This window comes from Alteromonas sp. MB-3u-76 (assembly GCF_002831605.1).
Lineage (GTDB): Bacteria > Pseudomonadota > Gammaproteobacteria > Enterobacterales > Alteromonadaceae > Alteromonas > Alteromonas hispanica.
On the sequence record NZ_CP025115.1, the window covers coordinates 1,452,031 to 1,476,877 of the forward strand.

Below are 24,847 nucleotides of genomic sequence, written 5' to 3' on the forward strand. Positions count from 1 at the left end.
GATGACCCCTATGATTAAAACAAGCACGGTAACTAAAACGGTAAATACGAGCGAAGGCTCTTTGCAGATCCTTCAGCCAATCTCTTTTGAAGTCAAGGCTGGTGAGTCCGTTGCAATTATTGGTGCGTCAGGCTCCGGTAAATCAACTTTACTTGGTCTATTAGCTGGGCTTGATGAAGTCACCAGCGGAGAAATATACCTAGATGGTGAAGCGCTTCACAACATGGATGAAGAGCAGCGAGCTGTTCTTAGAGGGAGCAAAGTGGGGTTTATCTTCCAAAGTTTTATGCTGGTACAGAGCCTTACCGCACTGGAGAATGTTATGTTGCCTGCCGAGATCTCAGGTCTCGACAACCCCAAAAAGCTGGCTATGGATATACTTGAACAAGTAGGGCTTGCACACCGCGCTCATCATTTTCCCAATCAGCTATCAGGCGGAGAGCAGCAGCGGGTTGCAATTGCCAGGGCATTTATTACCTCGCCAAAGATTCTATTTGCCGACGAACCAACCGGAAATTTGGATGCTAAAAACAGTGGCAAAATAGAAGAGCTGCTTTTTGAGCTAAACCGAAATACTGGTACTACGCTTGTGCTTGTAACTCACGATACTGAGTTAGCAGAGCATTGTGATAGACAGCTTACGATGCATGCAGGTGAATTGACAGAAACCACATCTGCATCTACATCACCTAGCGAGGTTAGCTAGATGTCTATGACTTTTAATCTCGCGTGGCGACTATTTAAACACGAGGCCCGACGTGGCGAGCTCACGATAATACTGCTTGCCATTGTATTGTCGGTAGGGGCTGTTCTCTCACTTTCGCTTTTCAGTGAGCGCTTGCAGGGCGCGCTTAAATCTCGCTCGGCAGCGTTTATCGCAGCCGATGCGCAGCTTCGTTCAGATAAGCCTATTGATGAAAGTTGGCTGGTGAAAGCAAAAGCCGAAGACTTAAACACAGCGAAGCAAGTATCGACACGCTCAATGGTATTCAAAGACGACGATATGTCGTTGGTAGATTTAAGAGCGGTAAACGAACACTATCCTCTCAAGGGTATGGTTAGCGTAGCCGACGTGCCTTTTGGACAGAAAAAGGACACCAACACACTTCCGGAGCCTGGGGAAGCTTGGGTGCAGTCAAGACTCTTCCAATCGCTTAAATTGCAGCTGGGAGATAAAATTGATATTGGTGACGCTCGGGTGACGGTAACTCGAGTACTTGCAGATATTCCTGATGCGGGTTTTAGTGTTTTTAACACCGACCCTATTGTACTGATGAGAATGGAAGACTTGCCGTCTGCAAATATCACCGGCCCTGGAAGTAGAGCGAGATATATCAGCTATTTTGCTGGAGACGCCTCGGATGTAAAGAGTTACTCATCGTGGTTATTACCCCAACTAAACGACGATCTGCACTCGTGGCGCACAGTACAGGACGATGAGTCTGCTATTGGCCGCTCAGTGGCCCGCGCTGAGCGTTATTTCCTTTTAGCTAGCTTGTTGGCAATTGTACTGGCTGCGGTGTCTATAGCTGTAGCTGCCCAGCGTTATGCTCAACGCCACTTCGATCCTGTTGCGATTATGAAAACATTAGGCGCAACTAAACAAACCATCAGGAAAGTGTACCTAATTCAAATACTGTTGATAACGCTGCTGGGTATTCTTATTGGACTGGTTGTGGGCTTTATAGGTCAGCATGTAGTAGTGTCTTTGGTAGCCGATAGAGTAGATGTCTCTTTGAATGTGTGGCATTGGCGGCCGGTTATTATCGCCATTGCGACTGGCGCTACTTGTGCAATATTATTTTCGCTCTATCCGCTGTTGCAGCTTTTTTCTGTGCCTCCGCTTCGAGTGTTACGCAAAGATTTAGATGCAAGCCTGCGCTCTAGAAGTATTCAGTTTGTTGCTTCGGGGGGAGCCATTTTTGCGCTGATGTGGATGTACAGCCAAGATTTAAAAATTAGCGCTATTCTCTTCGCCTCTGGCGCCGCGTTGGTAATTGGCCTTCTTGTTGCTACTTACTTCCTTATTGCAATAGGTAGAAAGCTTGGAAGCGGCAGTATCGGGCCATGGCAGCTTGCTTGGGCACGTATAAAGCGCAGAGCAATGGATAATAGTGTGCAGCTTATCAGCTTCTCCATCACCATCATGCTGTTGCTGGTTGTTTTAGTGATGAGAAACGATATGGTTTCACAGTGGCGTGCTCAGCTACCTCAGGGGACGCCTAACTATTTCCTAACAAACATAACCCCTGATATTCAGAAACGATTGGACAGACACTTTTCTGTTAACGGTGTTGATATTAATGAATTTTTCCCAGTAACTCGTGGGCGCTTTGTTTCTGTCAATGGAGAAGGGGTTAACACTGAAGTTTCAAAAGAAGAAGAGTCATCTAATGAGGGCAGAAGAGGGCTTGGCCGAGAAGCTAATCTCACGTGGGGCAACTCGCTGCAAAAAGAGAATGAAATAATAGAGGGAGTTTGGCATGGCGAGCTAGACTCAGATTACGACAAGGGTTGGTATCCAGTATCGGTTGAAGAGGGCGTGGCAGAGCGTTTAGATATCAAGATGGGAGACATGCTCAACTTCAATGTCGGTAGCGAAATAGTGCAAACGAAGGTCACGAGCCTTCGAAAAGTAAACTGGCAGACCATGCAGCCCAACTTCTTTTTTGTTATTCACCCAGAAGCGATGGCGGCATTCAGTCCTACCTATATAACCAGCTTTTATCTTCCTACTGATAGGAAAGACGAGTTAACCAAGCTATTAAAGCCTTTTGCCTCTGTCACCATGTTTGATGTTGATGCACGAATTAACCAACTAAGAGATATTGTTGAGCAAGTTTCAGTGGCTGTTGAATTTATTCTAGTGCTTGTATTGATGGCTGGCAGCTTAGTACTTATTGCTCAAGTGCAGGCCAGCATGGACGAACGCCGCCAAGAAATAGCGATTTTGCGTACTTTAGGGGCCAAAGGCAGCTTAATTAGAAAGAGTGTTGTGTTTGAGTTTTTGATCATTGGCACCGTTGCCGGTTTTATGGCGGCGCTGGCAAATGAACTAAGCCTGTATTTACTGCAAACGAACGTGTTTCAAATGTCTGCCACACTTCATGTTGAGTATTGGCTTGTAGCTCCCGCCGTTGGTGCGCTTGTTGTCGGAGTACTTGGAGCCATAGGATGTTGGAGACTATTAACGCTCAATACCGGCGAATTGCTTCGAAAAATGGTTTAAGGGACTCCGTATTAAGCGTATTGAAAAGTTTGTGGACAGTCACTCGTTAAATGAGTGTCTGTCCGTTTTCTCTGTCTCTTGCTGCGTTCTGGACTGCCCAATGAGTCCGGACAATGAGTGACTGTCCAATTACACCTTCATTACATGTTACTGGCCGGTATTCGCTTCAGGTAATATTTGGAGTTATTCCGAGTGACTGTCCGATGTCGCTAACTGGGGGCGTTCGCCGTCACTTCTATTAATTGAATTGGAGCGCTACTTCTTCAAAATTTTTGCTAGATACAAGGAATGAAAGGAGTTGTCTGCAAGCGTTGCTTACAGACAGCTGTTCGTTGAATATTAGAATTAGTTATTTCGCTTATTTGCTCAGGGTTTAATAGCTAGCTGTAAATAGCTGCTAGGGCCTTATCAACCGTGGGGTATTCAAAGGTAAAACCGGCTTTAACCAGTTTGTCAGGTATCACGTTTTGCCCTTCTAGAAGCATGGTAGAGGACTCACCCATCGCTATCTTCATTACAAAACTAGGGACAAAAAACAGACAGGGGCGGGATAGTGCTTTTGCTAATTGTTTAGAAAAGGTTTTGTTCGTCACAGGCTCTGGGGCGGTTAAGTTGAACGGACCTTTGCATTCATGGTTATTAAGCAAGAACTCGATGCCGCTAACCATATCATCAAGGTGGATCCACGAAAGATACTGTTTACCGCTTCCTAAACTGCCGCCTACACCAAGCTTAAACGGAAGCGCCATTTTTTCTAATGCTCCGCCATTCTTTGATAACACCACGCCAGTACGTAACGTTGCTACACGGGTCTCTTCCGTGTTCACGCTCATGGCAATATTTTCCCATTTTTCACACAAGTCTTGAGTGAACTCCTTGTGAACAGGCGTCTCCTCGGTAACGATCTTATTTCCCTGACGCCCGTAATAGCCTATAGCTGAGCCAGAAATAAAGGTTTTTACAGGTGTGCTACTGCTATTCATTTTGGCGACCAGTTGAGTGGTTATATCCCAACGGCTATCGCATATGATTTTCTTTTGAGTGTCTGTCCACCTTTTATCGGCTATAGGCTCTCCGGCAAGATTAACAACAGCATCAAACCCGCCAATATCGTCTATCTCAGATACACTCTCAATGGTTTTAATATCAGAGCCCAATGACTGTTGCGCACTATTTGGATTGCGGGTTAACACAGTAAAGCTGTGGGTGTTTTTGAGCTTTTTGATTAAGCTGCTGCCAATTAACCCGGTGCCGCCAGTAATAAGAATGTTCAAAAGATAACTCCCTGCTGAATTAATTATTCAGACTTGTTGCAGGAAAGAGTAAGCGACACCGAGTCAGAGAATCGCAGTGCATGAGGCTTATCAACTTCAACTTGGGCAAAGCGCACAGAGCTATGCTCAGATGCAATAGTCAATACGTCGGCGGTTAGCTTTTCTAAAAGAGAAAAACGATTGTCTTCGACTAGCTTGATAATTGCTTTGGTGATTGTCTTGTAATTAAGCGCATCCTTCATGTTATCAGTGTTAGAGGCCTTTCCTGCGTCATAGTCGATTTTTACGTTCACCACAACGTCCTGTTTGTTTTTTATCTCGTCTTCATTAATACCGATATAGGTGCGAAGGCGTAAATTTTTGATTTTTATGGTGGCAAGGTTGAAAGTCATTACATTCTCTTGTTTGTAGTTAATTATAAGTCGTTGTAAAGTGTTGCTGTTTTAATTAGGAATGTAGCACACAATGTCCATGGAACTACGATCGCCCACAGCAAAATTTCTCGTTGTATTTGCGAGTTTGGTTGTTGTTATGGCAGGTATCAAATCAGCAAGTGCCATTATGGTACCCTTCTTTTTATCCATATTTATAGCTATAGCCTGCGGCCCGATTATCCATTGGACATCACGCTTTGGCGTACCTAAATGGTTATCTATATCCTTTGTTATACTACTTATCGTAGTTTTCGGATTTCTCTTAGCTGGGCTAGTGGGTCAATCGATGGCAGAGTTTCGAGAAAACCTGCCGCAATACAGGAGTAAGCTCGATTCTGAATTTGAATGGGTAGTTGGAAAGTTAGCCGACTTCAATATCCATATCAACAGTGAGCTCATAGCCAATCATTTAGACCCCGCTACCGCGATGTCGGTAGCCACTAACTTTATAAGTGGTATGGGAGGAGTATTATCTAACCTTTTCCTTATACTGCTAACCGTAATCTTTATGCTGTTTGAAGCAGACAGTATACCAAGACGCCTGCACATCGCATTAGCCGACCCAGACATGAAGCTTCAACACATCGATAAGTTTATTCGCTCGGTAAATAGTTATTTAGCCATAAAAACAGTGGTGAGCTTAGGAACCGGGATCATCATCGGTACTTGGCTCTATGTAATGGGAATTGACCACTTTATGCTTTGGGCTGTATTGGCATTTATGCTTAATTTTATCCCCAATATTGGTTCTATAATCGCTGCAGTACCGGCGGTATTAATTGCCTTTGTACAATATGGAATTGCCTCGGCGGGGTTTGTTGCTTTAGGGTTTCTGTTAGTGAACACAATTATGGGCAACATGGTTGAGCCGAGACTAATGGGCAAAGGAATGGGGCTGTCTACCTTGGTCGTATTTCTCTCATTAATCTTTTGGGGCTGGCTATTGGGCACGGTAGGAATGTTGCTTTCTGTGCCCCTAACCATGGTTGTAAAAATCGCATTGGAGTCTAGGGAAGAGAGTAGGTGGTTAGCCGTATTACTCTCCAGCGAAGGCAATAGAAAACAGGTTAGTGGTTAGGAAACTTAACTACTACCCGAGCACCACCAAGATGGCTATTTTCAATGTGCATTTTACCTTCGTAAATTGAGACGAGATCGCTCACTAGTGCTAAACCTATGCCCTGACCCTCGGCATAGGTATCTAGCCGAGCTCCTCGCTCAAGCAGCTCTTGTTTTTTACCATCGACAATACCAGGCCCATCATCCTCTATAGTAATAATGAGCCACTCGCTTTCGATACTTGCAGATACACACACTCGAGATACTGCTGCCTTGCATGCGTTATCTAAAAGGTTGCCACAGAGTTCTAGCAAATCTGTCTCATCACCCTTAAATGCAATAGTTTGAGAGTTGGGGGAATGCGAACATTCACATTCAATCGACAGATTTTTATCTTGATAAATTTTGTCCATGGCGTCTGCTATCTTGAGCAATACAGGCTCGACAGGGATAGCAGCTTGCCAACCTGTTTTGCCAGCACTCGCGCGTTTCAATTGTCGCTGAATAATATTGTCAATCTGCGTTAGGGATTCTTTTATTTCAGGTTGCAGGTTTTTAGACCCTAGTGCCACGGCAAGAGGTGTTTTTAAGCTATGAGCTAAATCACCAAGGCTATTTTTATAGCGCTTTCGCTGGGTAGCTTCAAAGTGAAGTAATTCGTTAATAGAATGCTTTAATGAGTCGAATTCGACAGGGTAGCGGTTGTTTAGCGCACTTTTTTTACCTTTAGAGGCGAGTGATATTTCGTCAATTATCTTTTTAACCGGCAGTAAAATTAGGCTTATACCAACAATAATGAAAATGAGCAGAGCGGCGGATAGTGTGATTATCCATTGCCATGTTGTCGCTAAGAAGGTTTGACGTTCTTTCTCAAACACGGCTTTATTGTTGAAAATGTAAAAATGTACCGGCTCAAAATCTTGGCTTGAAAGAAACTCTGCGGTAAACGCGTAAACGAAAAAGTTGCTGTCGATGTCGAATTTAGGAGTGTAGTCATCGCTGAATACTTCGTTGCCAACCGGGACATCCATGTTTGGCGGCGTAAAAACATACTCCAACGCAGACGCCGACTGCCATATAACCTCATTGCGAAAAACAATTAGGCCTAAGTATCCAGAACCGGGTAAATTTAGCTCTTCTTCAAATAACACTTCCGGCATCACAGGCGAATCGCCTTCTAATTCGAATGCGGTTAGCAGGCTTAAGTTCATCAAGCGCAGCTCGCTCATTTTGGCTTCTGTCAAACTTTCAGTGAAAGCCTCTTCGAGAATAATGACGGTAAACGGTGCGAAAAGAGCGAGTAGGGTAAAGGCTAGTAACACACTTCTCACGCGAAGTGAAAGTTGTCTCATAAGTTTCGGTTTATCCTATAGCCTCGTCCTCGAAGAGTCTCAATGGGCTTAAGCGTACCGTCGGGGTCGAGTTTTTTGCGCAGCCGGCCAATAAACACCTCGATAACGTTACTATCAAGATCGAAATCTTGATCGTATATGTGCTCAGTAAGTTCGGTTTTCGACACTACTTTTTGAGGATTCATCATTAGGTATTCCATTACCTTGTATTCATAAGCGGTAAGATCGAATGGGGTTTCGTTTACAGCGAGTTCTTCCGTCACTGTATTAAGCGCTATCGGGCCAAACTGTATAACTGGGTTGGCTTGTCCGGACGCTCTTCTAATAAGCGCTTTTGTTCGCGCTAAAAGCTCTTCATTGTGAAACGGCTTGGTCAGGTAATCATCAGCACCTGCGTCAAGGCCTTCCACCTTTTCTTGCCATCGGTCTCGAGCCGTCAAAATAAGAATTGGACAAGGGATATTGTCTTTACGGGCCTGTCGAATTACATCAAAACCATCTAACTTCGGCATACCAATATCAATAATGGCGAGGTCGTAAGCATATTCTTTAATTAAAAAAAGCGCATGTTCACCGTTGTCTGCAAGGTCTACGCTATAACCATTTTGCTGCAACAAAGCATCGAGTTGCGTAAGGAGCCTACTGTCATCCTCTGCTATTAAAATTCGCATGTTAATCCTTGTCTTTGGACTTTTTAACTTTACCTGAACGTTTATCAACATCCACGGAAACCACGCGGCCCGACTTTTTCAACACTTTGACGCGATAAGTTGACGAGGTTTGCTCTATTTTCAAAACACGGCCGTTTGCAGCGCTGCTGGCTTTTGATGCAGCCTGGCTTTTTGAAACCTCATTACTTTTTTTTTGCTGAGCATATGCAGTATTTACGCTTACCAGCGCAAGGCATGCACTGAATAAAGCTGCTCTAAGCAATAACCACATAAAACCTCACTATAGAAAAAATGCGTTCAGGCTCACTGACTCTTTTGAGTATAAAAGGTAATGATGAACCCACCCTGAATTTGTAATGAGTTTACCCTGTGAAATAAACCCTGTACATAAGTTGAACCTGAAAGTGGACAGTCACTCGAATGACACCAAATTTAAATGCGACTCGAAATCAAGCAAAATCGCAAGCAAAATCGGACAGTCACTTAATATTAACTAATGAGCTTTTATGAGTGACTGTCCGGAATCAACTGATGAGTGACTGTCCGATGCCGCTCATTCGAAATTATTTTTTGCTTTGAGCGCAACTAAGTGACTGTCCCTTTTTCACTTTTTGTTTATTTCTTCGTTCCATATTAGCCTGCAATACTTGCTCTAACGACTGCTGGTGGTCATTTAAACAGGTTGAAGTTGAGTTTTAAAAGCAGTGCTGCTGTCATAACCGTCCTAGTGGCATGACATGTGCGTTAACTCTGGTACCAAAGTTTTTATTATGAAAACGTTCTCTACGGAGGAACCATGTCAGACGATATCAAAACAAAAATGTGGAAAGCCATGTCACAGAGCCCAAAGGTAATGGTGAGCCTTGTAAATAAAGATATGCACGCAGAACCTATGTATGCGCAATTAGACAGTGATGCTGATGGAAGGTTTTGGTTTTACACAACCAAAGACAACCGAATTGCTCAGGGCGGAAAGGCAATGATCCATTTTGCGTCTAAGGGACACGACGTGTTTGCCTGTATTCGCGGGACGCTAGTTACCGAAAGCCGCTCTGAAATTATAGACAAGTATTGGTCTAACCCCGTGGAGGCCTGGTACGAAGAGGGCAAAGACGATCCAAGCCTGCTTATGCTCAGATTTGAGTTAGATGATGCTGAAATTTGGGACGCAGACCCGTCTATCAAAGGGGTATTTAAAATGCTGACGGGCAAGAATGTTCAGCCTGAAGAAATGGGCGATCACATAAAGGTCGACTTATAAAAGCAGGGGTATTTTTTTAAAGCTTAAAGCTGAACGTTTAAAGCGATGGAGAGGAAAGCCATAGGTACTACCTGCGGTCAGTAAACAGAAAAAGAAAGCTTGGTACGCACATGCCTCTCCTCATAGAGTAGAAATGCATGCGAAAACAAGCTTTCTTTCAATCTTTCTCTCTTTCTTTCTGGCAATCGACTCTCGCCAACTTTTAAAATAAGACGGTAGCCAACGCTAGCGTTACGGCAGTACCTTTTTATAAGGCTTCACTATAACGCTTTCATATACACCGGCTTCAATGTAAGGGTCGTTGTCTGCCCATGCTTGCGCATCCTCCAAGGAATCAAATTCTGCCACAACCAGCGAACCTGTAAATCCGGCAGGGCCGGGATCAGGGCTATCAATAGCAGGGAAAGGACCAGCCAAAACTAGGCGGCCCTCGCTTTTAAGGGCATTCAGTCTTTCTAAATGCGCAGGCCGAGCAGCAAGACGTTTCTCTAAGCTTTCAGCGACATCAGTAGCACAAATCATGTAAAGCATATGCTTAGCCTTTTATTGTTGCAGCTTTCATTGAGGATACAAAGCTATCCAATTCACTAAGCATTTTTTCACTGTTATCCAGGTTCGCAGCAATAATATTGACGGTAGCAGAGCCCGATATCGCACCTGCAGCCCCGGCATCAATCGCGCTTTTTACTTGCTCAGGCGTTGAAATACCAAAGCCAAGAAGTGCTGGCGCGGCATTGTGTTTGTTAAGTCGCTCAATGAGGTCAGATGCAGGAACGTTGGCAGCAGTTTCAGCACCAGTCACACCCGCGCGTCCTAGCAGATATGTATAGCCCGTAGAGTACTCGCCAATTTTCTCCATGGTTTCATCCGTGGCATTTGGCGGTGCGATAAGGATTTGCGATACACCAGTATCCTGCGCGGCCTGTTGAAACGGTGCAGCCTCGCGAATAGGAACATCAGCAACTAATATGGAGTCAACACCGGCATCCTGTGCCTTTTTGTAGAAGTTACCAATACCTTGTGCCATCACTAGATTGCTGTACAGCAGTAAACCAATGGGCACTTCAGGGTACTTATCTCGTACTCGTGAAATTAACGCCATGCAATCTGCCACTTTTATCTTGTGGCTTAACGCACGAATACTTGCAGCCTGTATTGTTGGACCATCGGCAATAGGATCTGAGTAAGGAATGCCAAGCTCGAGCGCATCGGCGCCGCTTTCTACTAACTGGCAAATAATGGCTTCAGATTGCGCTAAATCTGGGTCGCCTACCATAACAAACGGTACGAACGCGCCTTGATTTTTCTCGTTAAGACGAGAGAACATGTCTGCATATCTATCCATTATATATCATCTCCTAATACTCTAATTACATGCTCTAGGTCTTTGTCGCCACGGCCTGAAAGATTAACAACGATAATGGTCTCTTCTTCTGCTTCATCTGCCATATTCAAAGCGTGAGCTAGTGCATGAGATGGCTCAAGCGCAGGAATAATACCTTCTTTTCGTGCCAACAATTTAAACGCGTTCAGCGCTTCTTCGTCGGTTGCTGCCACATACTCTGCACGACCAATATCGTGTAAGTAAGCATGCTGAGGGCCAACAGCTGGGTAATCTAAACCAGCAGACACAGAGTAGCTCTCTTCAATTTGACCTTCGTTGTCTTGCATAATGAAGGTGTAAGCACCATGCAAAATGCCTTTTGTGCCGGTTACTATAGTGGCACCGTGATCTTTAGTGTGCACACCTTTACCTGCAGGCTCAACGCCCACTAGGCGAACTGAAGGCTCATCAATAAAGTCTGCGAACATACCAATAGCATTTGAACCGCCACCCACACATGCCACAACAGCATCAGGCAATCTGCCTTCTTTTTCCATAATTTGCGCACGAGTTTCTTCACCCATCATGCGGTGATATTCGCGTACAATGGTGGGGAAAGGGTGCGGGCCTGCTGCAGTACCTAAAAGGTAGTGAGCAGTGTCATAGTTAGCAGACCAGTCGCGCATCGCTTCGTTAACGGCATCTTTCAGTGTACCTGAGCCGGCGTTTACAGGAATAACCTCCGCGCCCATAAGCTTCATTCTAAAAACGTTTGGCGCTTGGCGCTCAACGTCCTTAGCACCCATGTAAATACGCGCTTTTAAGCCAAGTAATGCACAGGCTAGTGCAGTAGCAACACCGTGTTGACCTGCACCGGTTTCAGCGATAACTTCTTTTTTACCCATACGCTTTGTCAATAATGCTTGACCTAGCACCTGATTGGTTTTGTGCGCGCCACCGTGAAGTAAGTCTTCACGCTTTAGGTAAAGTTTTACTTTAGGGTTACTCACTAAATTGCGAGTCAGAGTCATCGGGGTGGGACGACCGGCATAATCTTTGAGAAGCGACAAAAACTCTTTATTAAAGCTTGGATCTTCTTTTGCGTCTAAGAATTCCTTCTCCAACTGATCAAGAGCTGGAATTAGCAATTCGGGCACGTACATGCCACCAAATTCGCCAAATTTTGTATCTAACTGGTTCATACGTTGTCCTGTTTTTTAATTAATAGCGGCGGCAGACTGTGAATAATTCAGCAAGCTTTTCTGCTGATTTGTCACCCGGTGCATTTTCAACACCAGAATTTACGTCTAGCACACCGCAGCCAGTGGCAATAGCATCTTCAACGTTATCTGGGCTAATGCCACCCGCAAGGATGATATTTTGTTTTTGTTCAATATTGTCAAGTAATGACCAATCAAACGATTCCCCAGTACCACCTTTAGCACTGCCTACTTGGCAATCTAAGAGTACGCGGTGTACTAGTTTGTTATCTAAATGGCTATTTACTTCGCTAGGTATTGAATCTTTTACGCCAACCGCAACCCAAATTTCACAGTGGCTAGGCAGTTTGCCGGCTAGCTCGTTAATGTAAGCATCGTCTTCGCTTCCGTGTAACTGCACGGCGAATAGATTTGCTGATGAGGCTATATCTGCAACTTCATCCACTGAGTGATTTACAAACACTCCCACATAGGCACCAGGTGCCGATTGTGTGATGCCCAACGCGGTATCTTTACTTACGCAGCGAGGAGATTTTTCAGCGAAAATCAACCCACCAAAACTAGCGCCGCGTTCAAAGGCCATTTGAGCTTGAGATGGGCTGGTTAGGCCGCACACTTTTACAGCACCATTCACAAGTGTTTTTACCGCACGGGGAAGGTCTTCTTGTGCCATTAATGCACTGCCCACAAGAAATCCTTGTGACACTGCTGAGAGTCTTAACACATCGTCGTGGGTGTAAATGCCAGACTCTGAGATAACAACAAAATCATGAGTTGCACCTTCAAGCATGGGTACGAGTCGTTCGGTAGTCGCGAGGTCGGTAGAAAGGTCGCGCAAGTCGCGGTTATTAATACCAATGATACCTGCTTCAAGAGCGATAGCGCGCTCCATCTCTTCTTCGTTACTCACTTCGGTGAGAATATCTAAGTTCAATGAATCCGCAACGTCGGCGAGTTCTTTGTAGCTTGCATCGTCTAACACGCTTAGCATTAATAGCACGGCATCAGCATTATAATACCGAGCCAAATACACTTGGTAAGTGTCTACAAAAAAATCTTTGTTCAAAACAGGCTGCGCCACTCGTTCAGTAACGTAACTGAGATATTCAAAGGTACCCTGAAAATACTTCTCGTCGGTAAGTACTGATATACCTGCAGCGTACGGTGTGTAGGCAGCAAGAATTTCATCTAGGTCGAAATTTTCTCTAATGAGCCCTTTCGAGGGCGATGCTTTTTTACATTCAAAAATAAAGCCTGCATTTGGCTCGCTCAACGCGGCGAAAAGACTTTCTTGTGAAGGCGTAAGCTGCGACTTAAATGTGTCTAGCGGCAGTGCAGACTTTCTTGCTGCAACTTCTTCTCTTTTATCGGCAACTATTTTCTCAAGCACATTAGCCATTCGTGCCTACCTCCTGAGTAATTTTTGCTACGTGTGATAACACCTGCATGGGCGCACCTTTTTTCATTGCTTCCATTGCCATTTCCGCGCCGTCTTTAAAGTTCGATACTTTACCTGTTACCTTTAACAGGGCGCCGCAGTTCATGGCTATAGCAGCACGGTGAGCTTCTTTACCTTCACCGTTTAGCGCTGCTTGAATATATTCTTTATTTTCCTCTGGCTCTCCACCTTCAATGGCAGAAAGAGGGTAACTAGATAACCCAAAGTCACTGGCGGTTACGGTAACCTCGCGAATATCACCGTGTTCAAGGTCGTAAATGATTGATTCACCGTGAAGTGCAAGCTCGTCTAGCCCGTCGCCATGAACTATCATTGCGCGATGCTGACCGAGCAGCATAAGGGTTTTTGCGTAAGGTTCAAGCAACTCGGGAGAGTATACGCCGAAAACACCGTGAGTTGGACCCGCAGGGTTGGCAAGTGGGCCTAAAATGTTAAACAGTGTTCTGGTCTTGAGCGCAGCTCGCACGGGGGCTGCGTACCTCATGCCTGCGTGATAAACAGGCGCAAAAAGAAATGTGAAATTTGCTTCATCTAAACACTTGCGCGATTGCTCAGGGCTTATTTCAAGGTTTAAACCAAACTGACGAAACAAATCAGCAGAACCAGACTTACTAGACACACTTCTGTTGCCGTGTTTGGCAACTTTTACACCGCATGCCGCGGCAACGACCCCTGCGGCACTCGAAATATTTATCGTGTTGTGACCGTCACCGCCGGTACCAACAATATCAGCAAACTCATAATCTGGCGTAGGGAAGGGAAGTGCATTCGCTACCATCGCGCTTGCCGCACCCGCTATTTCTCCTGGAGACTCTTTTTTCATCTTTAGTGATGTAAGTACTGCGGCAATCATGGCATCGCTTTGCTCACCGTGCATAATACTGTTAAACAAGCTGAAAGCCTCAGATTGTGACAATGATTCATGCAACATAAGTTGCTCTAGAAGTGTGGCAGCATTAAGCATGAGCAATTCCTTGTGATGTGAGGTAATCAATGCTCTGTTTAAGCAAAAGACTCCCCTGCGCTGTTAATATCGATTCTGGATGAAATTGAAAGCCGAGCATATGGTCGGATTCATTATACACCGCCATAATGGCCTCGCTTCCATCTTCGTTAAGACACGAAGCGCACGCCGTCAAACTGTCTGGCAACGAATGCGCAACTAGCGAGTGATATCTGGCTACATGCAAAGGCTGTGGCAACCCCTGAAACATGTCTTTCGCTGAGTGACTAATCGCGGATGATTTACCGTGCATAACCTGAGCGGCACGCCCTACAACACCCCCGTAGTGCTCTACAATAGCCTGATGACCCAAACAAATGCCGATAACGGGAAACTGGCCTGCGACTTTTTCTAATAAAGCAGGCATGCAGCCGGCATCGCTAGGTGCTCCAGGGCCAGGTGATAGCATAAGAAGTACCGGGCCTTTTGTGGCTTGCTCTTGCATACGTTCAAACAGCAAGTCGGCAGATACGGTATTGCGATACACTTTGATATCTAGGTTTAACGTTCTGAGTTCGTCTACTAGGTTGTAGGTAAAAGAGTCTACATTATCTAATAAAAACAACGTGGTTGGAGTTGTAGTGTTTTGTGAGTTCACAGGTGTATCCGTTGGTGTTTTCATCGCTGTGTTCATGCCGAGCCCTCATTGTTTGAGGCCTGCTCGCTGGCTTGCTTTTCACCAGCCTGAGCTGTTGGCTCAAATTCTTCTTCAAGTGATGCGCGCACTGCTCCAATAACCGCTTGCGCTTTTGCTCTGGTTTCATCAGCCTCAGCCTGAGGAATTGAGTCGTGCACTACACCGGCACCAGCTTGAATATAGGCTGTGTTATTTTTTACAAAGGCAGAACGAATAACAATACAGGTATCCATATCGCCTCGCCCATTTATGTAGCCTACTGCACCGCCATAGCTGCCTCGTCGTTTTTGCTCGACTTGGCGAATAAGCGTAGCTGCACTTACTTTTGGAGCACCAACCAGTGTGCCCATGTTCATACACGCTTGATAGGCATTTAGCGCATCTACGTCATCGCGAAGCTGACCCACCACACGTGAAACAAGGTGCATTACATGAGAGTAACGGTCTACTTTAAATAGGTCTTTAACAAAGCGGGTACCTGGTTGGCTCACCTTCGCCACGTCGTTGCGAGCAAGATCAACCAGCATAATATGCTCAGATTTCTCTTTGGTATCTTCGCGCAAGTCTAATTCAATTCGACCGTCTAAATCATGGTTAATACTACCATCGGCATGTTTACCGCGAGGACGGGTTCCTGCAATAGGGTAAATTTCTACCTGGTTGGTTTCGCTATCGTATTTTAATGCCGACTCTGGTGACGCACCGAAAATAGCGAATTCGGCATCTTGCATATAGAACATGTAAGGGCTGGGATTTTGTTCTTTTAATTTTGCATAGGCAAGAAGAGGAGAAGGGCATGGCAGGGAGAAAGTACGCGATGGTACTACTTGAAAAATATCCCCCGCTAATATGTGCTGTTTTAAATCGAGTACGTGGTTGCAATACACTTCGTCGCTCATATCTGTACTTACGAGTGACTGTCCGTTTTGTGCTTGTCTGAACTGAGTTCTTGCAGTATCGCGGTTCTTTTGGCCCGTTAGCTGCGGTGTTTCTGGCATAGCGTGCAGCTGCTGATGCAATGATTCTAAACGCTGTGCAACCGCAAAATACTGTTGTGCTACGTCTGCACCGCTAAAAACACTGCCTAATAGTTTAGTTTCGCGAGTTTGATGATCTACAGTAATAAGCGTTTCAGCTAAATAGAAAACAAAGTCTGGACAGTCATTTTCTCCGTCAGCCACATTGGGAAGATTTTCAAATCCGGCCAACATATCGTAGGCAAAAACGCCCCCTAAAAATACCGCGTGGGGGTGTTGTCTTATTGGGATTATTTTATTCACAATGATGCGTAGTGCGTCCATAACACTAGCCGCTTTCAGTCTACTATCTTCATCTAACTCAGCTGATGCGATATCGGCCTCAAGAGAGACAGACATCTCATCATTACCCGTCACATTTAACCCCTCCGGGCATTCAGAGAGGAAAAGCGGAAGCACCGATTTGCCGTTGGCCGTTAATGCAGTCACAGTCACTTTATTTTCATTACACTCAAGGCGTAAAGCGGCGTCTACCATTAATAAGCTCTGAAGATCGTCTTTCGAATCTATCTCTGCAGATTCAAGAAGTAAGGCATTACTTTTTTCACCGCAAATATGCGCAAAAGCGGCAAGAGGGTCGTCAATATATCGGCCCGCCTGTTCGATGGTTTCTACCTTGCCTGGAGATGTCCCCAGTTCTGCTAAACTCATTTTTGCTTACTCTCCAACTGCAAAAAGATAAAAAAAAGGCCCGTACTAACGGGCCTTTTGTGTATTCATTCACGCACTACCATGCACACCGCCCGCTAAACTAGGGAGTGCCACCACCAAGCTGCAATTTTCATTGCTGTCGAATTTAATAAAGAATGCATGAATAACTCTGTGTTTGGTTCAAACTTCAATAGGCATTGAAGCTGTAAAAACGTATACTCTGTGCCTATAGAAGAAAACAAAACGCCTTTTGTGTCAACCTTAAATTTGCATAATACATTGAAAATAGATCTACATAGCCATACAAAATTTTCTGACGGCCATCTCACGCCCGCTGAACTCGTGCTTCGCGCGCACACTATGCAGGTGGATGTCCTTGCAATTACAGACCACGATACCGTTGCTGGACTGAGCGAAGCCCATGCTACTCAAGCACAGCAAAAACGTGCGCTTACGCTTATTGACGGTGTAGAAATATCGACGCTTTGGCACAGTTTTGATATTCACGTGGTAGGGCTTAATGTCAATCGCAATTGTCCAACCTTTCTTGCGCGTTTACAGCAGCAGGCAGACACTCGGGAAGAGCGGGCTGAGTTAATTGCAGAAAAATTAGAAAAATGTGGTTTTGAGGGCGTTCTAGCGCGAGCAAAAGCACTCGCCGGTGTTGGGCAAGTAACCCGCGCCCATTTTGCGAGGGTGCTGGTGAATAATTACGGTGTTCCCACCATGAACGCCGCGTTCAAAAAATATTTAGGTAAAGGTAAACGGGCTGCCGTTAAAGCGCAGTGGCCAAGTATAGATACTGCGATATCGTGGATTCAAGACGCGGGTGGGCAAGCGGTATTGGCACATCCTGCGCATTACGACATGACGGCAAAATGGCTGCGAAGACTTGTCGCTTTCTTTGAGCAAAGTGGTGGTGATGCAATCGAAACTGCGTTTCCTGGCATTAACAAAACCAAACAAGAACTTATTAACGAGCTAGCAGAAAATCACGGCCTTTACGCCTCTGCGGGTTCCGATTTTCACTTTCCGTCTCGTTGGACTGAACTTGGAAAGAATTTAGGTATAAACAGCAAGTTGACACCTGTCTGGCATAATTGGCAGCATATCGAGCAGCGTACCTAACACACAAGATTGAGAGAAACTATGAGCCAATTTTTTTACGTTCACCCAGACAACCCTCAAAAGCGCCTCATTAGCCAAGCTTGTGAGTTAATTCGCAATGGCGAAGTGGTGGTTTATCCTACTGACTCTGGCTATGCCATTGGATGCCAAATTGAAGATAAAAAAGCGCTTGAGCAGCTTTGCCGCATTCGTCAAATAGGTAAAGACCATAATTTTACCTTGATGTGCCGTGACATGTCAGAACTGTCCATTTACGCAAAAGTTGATAATACAGCGTTCCGTCAAATCAAAAATAATACGCCAGGGCACTACACCTTTGTATTAAAAGCTACCCGTGAAGTACCCAAGCGCTTGCAAAACCCCAAGCGAAAAACAATTGGTATTCGCGTGCCAGACAACGCTATTGCTCTGGCGTTATTGGAAGAGCTTGGAGAGCCGCTAATGTCTACGTCATTAATTTTACCTGGCAATACCGCGGCAGAATCAGACCCTGACGTTATTCGTGAAAACCTCGAAAAGCAAGTCGGCCTAATTATTCATGGCGGGTACATTGGTGAGCATTTGACTACCGTTGTCGACCTTTCAGACGATACCCCTGTTATTTTGCGCGAGGGTACCGGTGACATTACGCCGTTCCAATAATGAGAAAAACTGTTGAACAGTAGTGCAGGCAAAATACAGGTTAGCTCAGAGCACAGCGTTGTGGGGAATGACGCCAGTGCAGCAGCAACCGCACCCGTTCAACAGCCATTACCGTTAGCATTTATTAACGGCGAAGCGCTAATTGAAAAACCTGAAGACTTATTTATCCCGCCCGACGCGCTGGAGGTGATTTTAGAAACCTTCGAGGGCCCCCTTGATTTATTACTTTATTTAATTAGAAAGCAAAAGTTTGACATTACCGTGTTGCCCATTGCCGATGTAACTAAGCAATACATGGAATATGTGGACGCCATGATGGCGTTAAAGCTAGAACTTGCTGCTGAATACCTACTCATGGCGGCCATTTTGGCTGAGATAAAGTCTCGCTTGTTATTGCCTAGGCGAAGTGATGAAAGTGAGGAAGAGGAGGACCCTCGTGCTGAGCTTATTCGTCGGTTAAAAGAATATGAATTGGTAAAACAAGCGGCAGAAGACCTTGACCTGCAGCCCAGACTAGAGCGCGATATCTTTGAGGTGAGTGTATCGACGAGTTCTAACGTGGTTCCCATACGCGTTGAGCCAGATGTATCGCTTGCCGAAGTGGTACTGGCATTTAGTCAAGCAATGAAGCGCGCAGAGGCATTCGAGCACCATACTATTGCCAGAGAAGCATTGAGCACGCGAGAAAGAATGTCGATGATTTTAGATTTACTCAACAATACCGATTATTCTTCGCTAGAGGCGCTCTTTACCCCGGAAGAGGGGCGTGCCGGTGTTGTAGTATCATTTCTCGCGGTTTTAGAGCTGGTAAAAGCGCAGCTTATTTTTTGTGTGCAGGCGGGTCCTTACGCTAAAATTCATGTAAAATTAGGCGCTCATGAAGAAGATTAATACGGCGCAGCTCAAGCAGCTGGTTGAAGCTGCTATATTTGTTGCAGATAAACCCATTAGCCGACAGCAGCTAAAAGATACTGTGCTAAACGAATTTACAGTGGCTGACCGAACGTTAAGCAAAATACTCAATGAGCTGAAGCTAGATTATCAGCCGCGAGGAATACAGCTTATTGAAGTAGCAAGCGGCTTTCGTTTTCAGTCTCTTGATGCGCTTAGCCCCTGGTTAAGTAAATTATGGCAGGAAAGTGCGCCTAAGTATTCGCGCGCAATGTTAGAAACATTGGCGCTTATTGCCTATCGCCAACCCATTACCCGCGGTGAAATTGAGCAGGTTCGAGGCGTGGCGGTAAGCAGCAATATTATAAAAACACTCACAGAACGAGGTTGGATTAAAGTTGTAGGGCACAAAGAAGTGCCAGGGCGTCCTGCGCTTTATGCTACAACAAAAGAGTTTCTGGATTACTTTTCAATGTCATCGCTGGCCGATTTGCCAGATGCCGATGCCTTTGAAAATATGGCGGAAAATAGTGAATCTGACCCGACGCTTAAGGTGTTAAATGAGGCACCGTCTAAATAGACCGTGCGACCGTAAACAAGCAAAAATAGAGTGAAGTTACCCATGACTGAAAAGTTGCAAAAAGTACTAGCTAATCAAGGGCTAGGCTCGCGACGTGAAATGGAACGTTGGATTGATGATGGCAGAGTGTCGGTAGACGGCGCTGTGGCAAAACTTGGCGACCGCGTAGATGGTACGGCCAATATCCGTGTAGACGGTCACTTGCTGTCTCGTCAAACCGAGCAGCCTGTGTGCCGTGTGCTTATGTATAACAAGCCGGAAGGCGAGCTATGCAGTAGGCACGATCCCGAAGGGCGCGATACTGTATTCGACCGACTCCCCGCTATCCGACTAGGCCGCTGGATTACAGTGGGTCGTTTAGACATGAACACCAGTGGTTTACTGCTGTTCACCAATGACGGTGAATTGGCAAATCGCTTAATGCACCCTAAATGCGAAGTAGAACGAGAGTATGCCGTTCGGGTGTTTGGTGAAGTGACAGGCAAAACCATCAGCACCCTGAAAAAAGGCGTTCAGTTAGAAGACGGTGAAGCAAAATTTTTAACCGTATCTGGTACGCCTACACCACAAACCGGTGAAGACGAGAGTATGAACCGCTGGTACAACGTTACTCTTAAAGAAGGACGCAATCGCGAAGTACGTCGTCTTTGGGAATCGCAGGGAGTTCAGGTTAGTCGTCTTATCCGCGTTAAATACGGACCTATTGAGCTTCAAAAGCGCCTTCCGCAAGGTGCTTGGGTAGAACTTGAACTATCAGATGTTAACGCGCTGAGAAAGCATGTGCAGCTAGCTGATGAAACACAAACCATGGTAAATGTGAACCAACAAGGCAAGCTGGATCACGTTAGGTTAAGCCGCATGCGTCGCTCTGTGAAAAAGCACAAGGTGCGCAAGCAGCAAGGGCTTAAGCAGCGAACTGCGAGACCTGCAAAGCGTAAATAAATTCCCAGCTACCCATTAACATAAGCGCTCTTGAGAAAGAGCGCTTTTTTCTTTGTCCCGCTAAATCTGCCTAACAGCCATTCCTGCATTCCCAGGCTTCGCTGGGTAACTTGCCAGCGCCTTCTGAGTGGGCAATTATCTATGCGAACTAATGGTATTAATCCAGTTTTCCTGTTTTATAACAAACGAAAAGTCGATCCTCTTTCTAATGTGTCCGTAGGAAAAAGCGAACAAGATGTTTTTTCAATCACAAGGAGAAAGTATGAAAGACATGCCGCAAATGGGAATGGGAACGTTCCGTTTAGAGGGTAGCCAAGCAAGACAAGCAGTCGTCGACGCGCTAAGTGTAGGGTTTAGACACATTGATACTGCGCAATTCTACGGAAATGAATCTGAGGTAGGTGATGCTATCCAAACCAGTGGTTTAAGCCGTTCCGATATTTTTGTGACTACCAAAGTATGGTACGAGTCCCTCGGTGAAGACCAGTTTATGGCAAGTGTTCACGAAAGCTTGGAAAAGCTAAAATTAGAATACGTCGATCTTCTCTTAATTCATTGGCCTTATCCCGGTGACGATATCACCCTAGAAAGCTACTTAGGCCGACTCAAACAGGTAAAAGAACTTGGTTTAGCTCGTCATATTGGCGTATCTAACTTTACCATCGACCAGCTGGATCAAGCTGAAAAGATTTTAGGTAAAGGTGAGCTTTACACTAACCAAATCGAGTTGCATCCTTTTATGCAAAATCGCGCTGTAGTTGAAGCTTGTAGAGAAAAAGACATCAAGATAACTGCGTACATGCCATTTGCTGTAGGCAAGGTAATGAAAGACGATACACTCATTAGTATTGGCGCAAAATACGATGCCTCACCAGCGCAGGTGGTGTTGTCATGGATGGAGAAGCGTCATATATACGCCATACCATCTTCTACCAGCAAAACGCACTTGGCGGAAAATCTGGCTTATGGCGGCGTACAGCTTTCTGAGGAAGATTTGACCGCTATCGATGAGCTCGATAATGGCGAGCGAATTGTCGACCCAGACTTCGCTCCAAAATGGGATTAGTGCGTTTTTTTCTAAAATGCCCATTTGACTCTTGCGTTAAGTATTAGGGCCAACCATCTTTGGGTTTAACACTTCAGAGCCGCTGCGATATTAAAACCTATCGCAGTGGTTTTTATTATCTCGTATTCCTGTTTTTATTATTGTTCGTGCCTGCTAAATAAAAAGAATCTTAAAAATTTTTTTCTTAACAAACACATGTAAGCTTTTTGTGCGGTGGTCAAATTCGGGGCAGGAAAATGTCCGCTAGCGTTAAATCTAATATTGTCGTCACAAGGCCTTTTACAGGGTGTCAGTATAAACAAATGTCGTATCTGTCGCGTTTGTTTTTTCGCTTTTATGACATTGGTTCTGCTTTTCTATCTCTTTATCTAGGTAAGTTATTGAAATTTAGTTGCTATTTCAGTTTCTGTATAAATTAAATTTTTTTCATAAAAGTATTCAAAAGTATAATGGATGAATATTAAATTATATTAATACTTAAAGGGCTAGCGTTCTAACGTTGGTTTTTAAGTTGGCAGTCTTACAAGATCAGGCAAATTTGGGAGCAGTTGACTGATATTTTCGAAGCTCGCGGCTTAGCGTTAATTAGCGCAGCCGAGGGGTTCAAATAAGGTTAAAACAGAAAGACTACAGACATGTCGGCTCTCTATTACAAGCCCAAAAAATGGAATTTTCTACTGGACTTGTTTCAATTGATGACAGCAATAACAGTACAGAAAGGTGAATAACATGGGCGTGATGACATGGCTAGATGAATTTACATCAGCGACCGACGCAAAGCAGTCCCAACGAAACGAACAAGCACTGAATGCAACAACCTGCTGCATTATGATGGCAGATGCAGACCGCAATATAATTTATGCAAACGAAGCGGTTAAAAAGTTGCTTAAAGACAACGAGAAAAAACTACAAGCCATCCTTCCCACGTTTTCAGCCGATAACCTGGTGGGACAGAATATCGATCAATTTCATAAAAACCCCTCTCATCAGCGCCATGTTCTTGCCGAATTGAAATCTACCATGGAGTCCTCGGTTAGTATTGGCGACTTAAATTTTAAACTCACCCTAACGCCTCTTTTCGATCAATCTAATCGTAATATTGGCACTATGGTTGAGTGGGTCGACCAATCCGAATTACTCATAAAAACGACCATGCTAAATGTATTGAATAACGCTCAAGCGGTAGTTGAAATGAACGCGGATGGAGTTATCGAAAATGCCAATGACAAATTTCAAGAAATTCTGGGGTTCTCGAAAGATGAACTTGTTGGAAAGCAATATAAAACTTTGCATACCAGTGATTACAAAAAGTCGGAAGAGTGCTCAAGCCTATGGCGTGAACTAAAAGAGGGAACCGAGCAAGATGGTAAATACTGCATTGTAGATAAAAATGGAGAGGAAGTGTGGATACAATCTACTTTTAATCCAGTAAAAAACAGTGCGGGCAAAGTGATTCGAATAGTCCAATTTGCAACCGATGTCACCGAGTCGAAACTGAAAAATGCCTACTTTGAGGGGCAAATCGATGCAATAAATAAAGCACAGCCGGTAGTGGAATTTGACTTAGAGGGCAAGGTACTTTCAGCCAATGACAATTTCCTCGATATGATGGGGTACGACCTTAGAGAGATAAAGGGTCGCCATCACAGCTTGTTTGTCGATGAAGAGTTCAAGCGCAGTATTGAATATAACCAGCTGTGGGAACAATTGAGAGAAGGTGTGTTGGTGAGCGGTGAGTTTAAACGCGTAGGTCGCGGGTCAAAAGAAGTGTGGGTACAGGCGTCTTATAATCCAATACTCGATCAAAACGGAAAGCCTTTTAAAGTTGTTCAGTTCGCGGTAAACATCACTGGTAGAAAACAGGCGATAAACGATATCAAGTTTATAATGGGCGAGCTGGTTAAGGGCAATTTAAAATGCAAAGTCGACCGTCAATTTGAGGGGGAATTTCAAGTTCTCGGTGAGGCCATTAACCAATTTATCGAACAAATGAGCAGTACCATAGGCTCTATCTATGACGCCGTAGAAACTATCACTACTGCATCTACGGAAATAGCAACAGGTAACAGCGATCTTTCCAGTAGAACAGAGCAGCAGGCGTCTAGCTTAGAAGAAACTGCATCGAGTATGGAAGAGCTTACCGGAACGGTAAAACTTAACGCCGAAAATGCAGAGCAGGCCAATAAGTTGGCATCGCAAAGCTGTTTGGTTGCCACGCAGGGAGGCGACCTTATTGGCCAAGTTGTTGATACCATGTCGTCGATTAATGAGTCTGCGCAAGAAATTTCTGACATCATTGGAGTTATTGATGGCATTGCATTTCAAACAAATATTCTCGCACTGAATGCGGCTGTTGAGGCCGCACGTGCCGGTGAGCAGGGAAGAGGCTTTGCGGTAGTCGCCTCAGAAGTAAGAAGCCTTGCACAGCGCTCTGCTGAAGCGGCAAAGGAAATTAAAGAGCTTATCTCCAACTCAGTAAGCAAAATAGACAGTGGAAATACCCTCGTTAGGCAATCTGGAGACACCATGCAAGAAGTTGTCACTTCGATTAAGCGGGTTAACGATATAATGAGCGAGATAGCAGCGGCAAGCTCCGAACAGGCTTCTGGAATTGAAGAAGTCAGTAAAGCGGTGGTGCAAATGGACGAAGTAACGCAGCAAAATGCAGCACTTGTAGAAGAAGCGGCGGCCGCTGCAGAGAGCCTTCAGCAGCAAGCTGGCAACTTATCAAATAGAGTCTCTGTGTTTGATATCGGCGATAGAAATTTGCAAAGCAACCACTCTTCAATGATACCGAGAGAAACTCATATAAACAGCGTGCGACCAAAGCAGATAGAAAACCTTGGCAGCACAGTAACGAACCTTAAACCCAAGGTACCCGAGCACGGCGAGTGGGAGTCATTCTAGGGTAAGCTAGTACATTTCAGCTTAATAAGCACCCATCCTAACCTGTTGCGCTTAATATTGAATCAAGCTCTAAAGCAGGT

23 protein-coding genes are annotated in these 24,847 nt (G+C 44.9%); 11 read left to right on the forward strand and 12 right to left on the reverse strand.

The window, feature by feature from the left end:
* Positions 1 to 10: 10 nt before the first annotated feature.
* Positions 11 to 706 carry an ABC transporter ATP-binding protein gene (locus CW735_RS06560; RefSeq protein WP_100973194.1) on the forward strand — a complete coding sequence of 232 codons (696 nt, stop codon included), beginning with the start codon at positions 11 to 13 and terminating at the stop codon, positions 704 to 706.
* On the forward strand, positions 707 to 3,229 hold the full coding sequence (locus tag CW735_RS06565; RefSeq protein WP_100971367.1) for an ABC transporter permease: 2,523 nt from the start codon (positions 707 to 709) through the stop codon (positions 3,227 to 3,229).
* Between the two features lie 380 nt (positions 3,230 to 3,609).
* Here the strand turns inward: CW735_RS06565 and CW735_RS06570 are convergent, their stop codons facing one another.
* Both CW735_RS06570 and folX read right to left on the reverse strand, forming a co-directional pair.
* Positions 3,610 to 4,503: a TIGR01777 family oxidoreductase gene (locus tag CW735_RS06570; RefSeq protein ID WP_071979412.1), complete on the reverse strand. Its 894-nt coding sequence runs from the start codon at positions 4,501 to 4,503 to the stop codon at positions 3,610 to 3,612.
* Positions 4,504 to 4,526: 23 nt separating this feature from the next.
* On the reverse strand, positions 4,527 to 4,895 hold the full coding sequence (folX, locus tag CW735_RS06575; protein ID WP_071979411.1) for a dihydroneopterin triphosphate 2'-epimerase: 369 nt from the start codon (positions 4,893 to 4,895) through the stop codon (positions 4,527 to 4,529).
* 73 nt (positions 4,896 to 4,968) lie between these two features.
* Between folX and CW735_RS06580 the strand changes: the two genes are divergently transcribed.
* Complete coding sequence (locus CW735_RS06580) at positions 4,969 to 6,015, forward strand: AI-2E family transporter (protein WP_071979410.1); 1,047 nt, start codon at positions 4,969 to 4,971, stop codon at positions 6,013 to 6,015.
* On the opposite strand, the gene CW735_RS06585 is transcribed toward CW735_RS06580, so the two are convergent.
* From CW735_RS06585 to CW735_RS06595, 3 genes are read right to left on the reverse strand one after another with little or no spacing between them, the layout of a single operon-like run.
* Complete coding sequence (locus CW735_RS06585) at positions 6,005 to 7,348, reverse strand: ATP-binding protein (protein ID WP_071979409.1); 1,344 nt, start codon at positions 7,346 to 7,348, stop codon at positions 6,005 to 6,007. The two genes, CW735_RS06580 and CW735_RS06585, sit on opposite strands and share 11 nt — an antisense overlap.
* On the reverse strand, positions 7,345 to 8,019 hold the full coding sequence (locus CW735_RS06590; protein WP_071979408.1) for a response regulator transcription factor: 675 nt from the start codon (positions 8,017 to 8,019) through the stop codon (positions 7,345 to 7,347). The genes CW735_RS06585 and CW735_RS06590 overlap by 4 nt, the downstream gene beginning before the upstream one ends.
* Position 8,020: 1 nt before the next feature.
* Positions 8,021 to 8,290 (reverse strand): PepSY domain-containing protein, encoded by a 270-nt coding sequence (locus CW735_RS06595; protein ID WP_071979407.1) that lies wholly within the window; start codon positions 8,288 to 8,290, stop codon positions 8,021 to 8,023.
* A 525-nt stretch (positions 8,291 to 8,815) separates the two neighbouring features.
* Between CW735_RS06595 and CW735_RS06600 the strand changes: the two genes are divergently transcribed.
* Entirely contained in the window at positions 8,816 to 9,280 is a 465-nt protein-coding gene (locus CW735_RS06600) for a pyridoxamine 5'-phosphate oxidase family protein (RefSeq protein ID WP_100971369.1), read from the forward strand.
* A 231-nt stretch (positions 9,281 to 9,511) separates the two neighbouring features.
* Here the strand turns inward: CW735_RS06600 and CW735_RS06605 are convergent, their stop codons facing one another.
* From CW735_RS06605 to CW735_RS06635, 7 genes are read right to left on the reverse strand one after another with little or no spacing between them, the layout of a single operon-like run.
* The gene (locus CW735_RS06605) at positions 9,512 to 9,811 is read right to left on the reverse strand and encodes a YciI family protein (protein WP_071979405.1); all 300 of its coding nucleotides are present in this window, start codon (positions 9,809 to 9,811) and stop codon (positions 9,512 to 9,514) included.
* Positions 9,812 to 9,815: 4 nt separating this feature from the next.
* A complete protein-coding gene (trpA, locus tag CW735_RS06610) occupies positions 9,816 to 10,625 on the reverse strand; it encodes a tryptophan synthase subunit alpha (RefSeq protein WP_100971371.1) in 810 nt (269 codons plus the stop codon).
* Positions 10,625 to 11,806 carry a tryptophan synthase subunit beta gene (trpB, locus tag CW735_RS06615; protein ID WP_100971373.1) on the reverse strand — a complete coding sequence of 394 codons (1,182 nt, stop codon included), beginning with the start codon at positions 11,804 to 11,806 and terminating at the stop codon, positions 10,625 to 10,627. Before trpB ends, trpA begins: the two co-directional genes overlap by 1 nt.
* Positions 11,807 to 11,825: 19 nt before the next feature.
* Positions 11,826 to 13,223, reverse strand: a complete 1,398-nt coding sequence (trpCF, locus tag CW735_RS06620; protein ID WP_100971375.1) for a bifunctional indole-3-glycerol-phosphate synthase TrpC/phosphoribosylanthranilate isomerase TrpF — start codon at positions 13,221 to 13,223, stop codon at positions 11,826 to 11,828.
* Positions 13,216 to 14,247, reverse strand: a complete 1,032-nt coding sequence (gene trpD, locus CW735_RS06625; RefSeq protein ID WP_071979401.1) for an anthranilate phosphoribosyltransferase — start codon at positions 14,245 to 14,247, stop codon at positions 13,216 to 13,218. Before trpD ends, trpCF begins: the two co-directional genes overlap by 8 nt.
* Complete coding sequence (locus tag CW735_RS06630) at positions 14,240 to 14,908, reverse strand: aminodeoxychorismate/anthranilate synthase component II (protein WP_100973195.1); 669 nt, start codon at positions 14,906 to 14,908, stop codon at positions 14,240 to 14,242. The genes trpD and CW735_RS06630 overlap by 8 nt, the downstream gene beginning before the upstream one ends.
* An 8-nt stretch (positions 14,909 to 14,916) precedes the next feature.
* Entirely contained in the window at positions 14,917 to 16,611 is a 1,695-nt protein-coding gene (locus tag CW735_RS06635; RefSeq protein WP_100971377.1) for an anthranilate synthase component 1, read from the reverse strand.
* Positions 16,612 to 16,890: 279 nt separating this feature from the next.
* On the opposite strand from CW735_RS06635, the gene CW735_RS06640 reads away from it, so the two are divergent.
* The 7 genes from CW735_RS06640 to CW735_RS06670 all read left to right on the forward strand — a co-directional run bounded on the left by CW735_RS06640 (position 16,891) and on the right by CW735_RS06670 (position 24,767).
* On the forward strand, positions 16,891 to 17,739 hold the full coding sequence (locus tag CW735_RS06640; RefSeq protein WP_100973196.1) for a PHP domain-containing protein: 849 nt from the start codon (positions 16,891 to 16,893) through the stop codon (positions 17,737 to 17,739).
* Between the two features lie 21 nt (positions 17,740 to 17,760).
* The gene (locus tag CW735_RS06645) at positions 17,761 to 18,381 is read left to right on the forward strand and encodes an L-threonylcarbamoyladenylate synthase (protein ID WP_071979399.1); all 621 of its coding nucleotides are present in this window, start codon (positions 17,761 to 17,763) and stop codon (positions 18,379 to 18,381) included.
* 60 nt (positions 18,382 to 18,441) lie between these two features.
* A complete protein-coding gene (locus CW735_RS06650) occupies positions 18,442 to 19,272 on the forward strand; it encodes a segregation and condensation protein A (RefSeq protein ID WP_232368421.1) in 831 nt (276 codons plus the stop codon).
* Entirely contained in the window at positions 19,259 to 19,852 is a 594-nt protein-coding gene (gene scpB / locus CW735_RS06655; protein ID WP_100971379.1) for an SMC-Scp complex subunit ScpB, read from the forward strand. Before CW735_RS06650 ends, scpB begins: the two co-directional genes overlap by 14 nt.
* A gap of 42 nt (positions 19,853 to 19,894) precedes the next feature.
* Positions 19,895 to 20,794, forward strand: coding sequence for a 23S rRNA pseudouridine(2605) synthase RluB (rluB, locus tag CW735_RS06660; RefSeq protein WP_100971381.1), 900 nt, complete (start codon positions 19,895 to 19,897; stop codon positions 20,792 to 20,794).
* Between the two features lie 262 nt (positions 20,795 to 21,056).
* Complete coding sequence (gene dkgB, locus CW735_RS06665; RefSeq protein ID WP_100973198.1) at positions 21,057 to 21,860, forward strand: 2,5-didehydrogluconate reductase DkgB; 804 nt, start codon at positions 21,057 to 21,059, stop codon at positions 21,858 to 21,860.
* A gap of 729 nt (positions 21,861 to 22,589) precedes the next feature.
* Positions 22,590 to 24,767, forward strand: coding sequence for a methyl-accepting chemotaxis protein (locus CW735_RS06670; protein ID WP_100971383.1), 2,178 nt, complete (start codon positions 22,590 to 22,592; stop codon positions 24,765 to 24,767).
* Positions 24,768 to 24,847: the final 80 nt, after the last annotated feature.